This is a genomic window from Kitasatospora sp. NPDC047058 (assembly GCF_040643935.1).
Taxonomy (GTDB): Bacteria; Actinomycetota; Actinomycetes; order Streptomycetales; family Streptomycetaceae; genus Kitasatospora.
In genome coordinates, this window is sequence record NZ_JBEYVJ010000671.1 from 1 (window position 1) to 2,696 (window position 2,696).

The 2,696-nt window shown below is 77.7% G+C and carries 2 protein-coding genes; both read left to right on the top strand.

Annotation, left to right across the window (positions count from 1 at the left end; all coding sequences use genetic code 11):
- The first annotated feature begins 458 nt into the window (after positions 1-458).
- Positions 459-1,946 carry a lanthionine synthetase C family protein gene (locus ABZ885_RS39085; RefSeq protein WP_360199651.1) on the top strand — a complete coding sequence of 496 codons (1,488 nt, stop codon included), beginning with the start codon at positions 459-461 and terminating at the stop codon, positions 1,944-1,946.
- The coding region (locus ABZ885_RS39090) for a lantibiotic dehydratase (RefSeq protein ID WP_360199653.1) at positions 1,943-2,696 on the top strand (754 nt) is incomplete at its 3' end. The genes ABZ885_RS39085 and ABZ885_RS39090, both read left to right, overlap by 4 nt.

A 2,696-nucleotide genomic window follows, 5' to 3' on the forward strand; every position in this document is an offset into this window, starting at 1 on the left:
CCCGTCCGGGACCACCCGCCGGGACCAGCGCATCCGCCTTGACCAGCACCTTCACCCCGGCCGGGCGCCGAGACCTTCGACGCCGCGTGCGGCTTCCAGACCTTCGAGTTCGCGAGCTGCGCCTCCTGCGACGGGACCTGCCACACCTGCGAGGAAACCTGTCCGTTCACCTGTGAGGTCACGTGCTCGCCGCCCTCGTGCGGCGGAACGTGCCACACCTGCGGCACCTGCGAGCGGACCGGCTGCACCGGCTGCTGTGAGCTGTCGCTGCCGGGCGAGTCGCCCTGCGGCCCGAGCCAGATCGAGACCGCGTGCGAGACCTGCGGGATCTGCTGACCCCGCGCCCGCCGCTCCCGGCCCCGTTCGGCGCCAGGACGCCCGACACCAGAACGCCCGACACAGAACGCCCGGCACCGGAACAGCGTCCGTCGCCCGACCGGTCGGCCCGAGGAGGTCGCGTGACCGGACACCACACCACCGGCCCGCTCCCCGGCCGGGGAAGCACCCTCGCACCCGGCCCCGAAGCCGGGCCGGAGCCCGGACCGGCACCCCGGCCGGCCCCCCGACCCGCACCCCGGCCGTGGAGCGGTGTGCTCGACGGCGACCGGCGGGCCGCCGCGCTGAGGGTCGCCGCCGAGGTCGCCGAGCGGTCCGTGGACCGCGCGCTGATCTGCGAGGCGCTCGCCCTGTCCGCCCGGCAGACCCGGTACCCGGAGACGATCGGATGGCTCCCGCACGGGCTCGCCGGGGGTGACACCGGCATTGCGCTGCTCTGCGCGTACCTCGACCGGTGCCGGCCGGGGGAGGGCTGGGACGGCATCGGCCACGGCTTCCTGGCCAGCGGGCTGGCCGGGGCCGGGCCGGGTGGCGGGGAGCTCAACACCGGACTGTTCAGCGGTCTCGGCGGCACCGCGTTCGCCGTCGCGGCACTCAGCCGCGACGGCACCCGCTACCGCCGCGCGCTCGCCGCCCTCGACGGCGAACTGGCGCCGCGCGCACACCTGGTGGCCGCCCGGCTCGCCGCCGACCTCCCCGGCCGACCGGTGAGCGACTTCGACCTGGTCTCCGGTGCGAGCGGGCTGGCCGCCGGCCTGCTGCCGCAAGGCCCGCAAGGTCCAGGCGGTCCAGACGGTGCACGCGAGCCGCTCCCGCCGTCGGCCGGGTCGGCGCTCTCCGCCCTGCTCGCCGCGCTGGTACGGCTCGCCGTTCCGGACGGCCTGAGCGCGCGCTGGGCCACCCCGCCGGAGCTGCTCGGCGACCCCTCGACACGCACCACCTACCCGTACGGGAACCTCAACTGTGGCCTGGCGCACGGGATCCCGGGCCCGCTGGCGGTGCTCGCGCTGGCCCTCCGGGCCGGCCATCGGCTGCCCGGCCAGGAGGAGGTCGTCCGCTACCTGGCGGGCTGGCTGGCGGCGCACCGCACCGACGACGAATGGGGGGTCAACTGGCCCTCGGCCTTCCCGCTGCTGCCGCCCGACGGGCAGCCGCCCGCCCCGCCGCCCGTCCCGGGCCGCAGCTCCTGGTGCTACGGAAGCCCCGGGATCGCCCGCGCCCTCTGGCACGCCGGCGAGGCCCTGGACGACGAACGGCTGCGCACGCTGGCCGTCGACGCCCTCACCGCCGTGCTGCGCCGTCCGCCCGCCGTCCGCTGCCTCTACTCGCCGACCTTCTGCCACGGTGTCGCCGGGCTTCTCCAGGTGGTGCTGCGGTTCGCCCACGACACCCGCCTGCCGCAGTTCACCACCGGCGCGGAACACCTGGCCGACCGGCTGCTCGCCGACTTCGAACCCGCCCGGCCCCTCGGGTACGCCGCGGTGGAGCCCGGCGACAACCGGGTGGACCGGCCCGGCCTGCTGGACGGCGCCGCAGGAGTCGCCATGGTGCTGCTGGCCGCCGCGACCGACGCCGAGCCCGGCTGGGACCGGCTCTTCCTCCTCTCATGACCGCCGACAGCCCCGGACGCCGCGCCGCCCGGCCGCTCTACCGGCCGCTGGGCTGGGCCATGGTACGGGCGCCCCTGCTGCCCGCCACCGCACTGGACGGCGCCGCGACGGCCACCGACGGCGACAGCCTCACGCCCGCCGACCCGCGGGTCCGGCTCGCCGTCCAGGTGGCCAGCCACGACCTGGCCGCCGCCCTGGCCCGCACCCCGCCCGACGACCCCGCGGCGCGCCGGGTACGCGGAAAGCTGGCCCGCTATCTGATCCGGATGTGCACCCGGCCCACGCCGTTCGGCGTCTTCGCCGGGGTCGGCCTGGCCGGCTGGAGCGACCGCACCGACCTGGCGCTCGCCCCCGGGCCGCCGCACACCCGCACCCGGCCGGACATGGCCTGGCTGCTCGGGCTGGTCCACCGGCTGGAGGAGGATCCGGACGTCCGCGCCGGCCTGCGGCTGACCACCAACGCGTCCGTCGTCCTGCGCGGCGGCCGCGCGATGCTCGCCGACGGCGGCACCGGCGGCGAGCCCGGCAGCCGGCCCGACGGCGGCTCGGAGGGCGTCTCGATCCGGCTCACCGCGGCGGTCCGCCAGGTGCTGGAGGACGCGCGCCGGCCGACGCCGCCGGACGTCCTGGCGGCCGGCCTCTCCCGGCTGTCGGGCGCGACACCCGGCAAGGCGGCCGCGCTGGTCGAGCGGCTGCGCTCTCGGCGCGCCTCGGCGTCGGACCGGCCGCGCCGATCCCACCTGCTGGGGA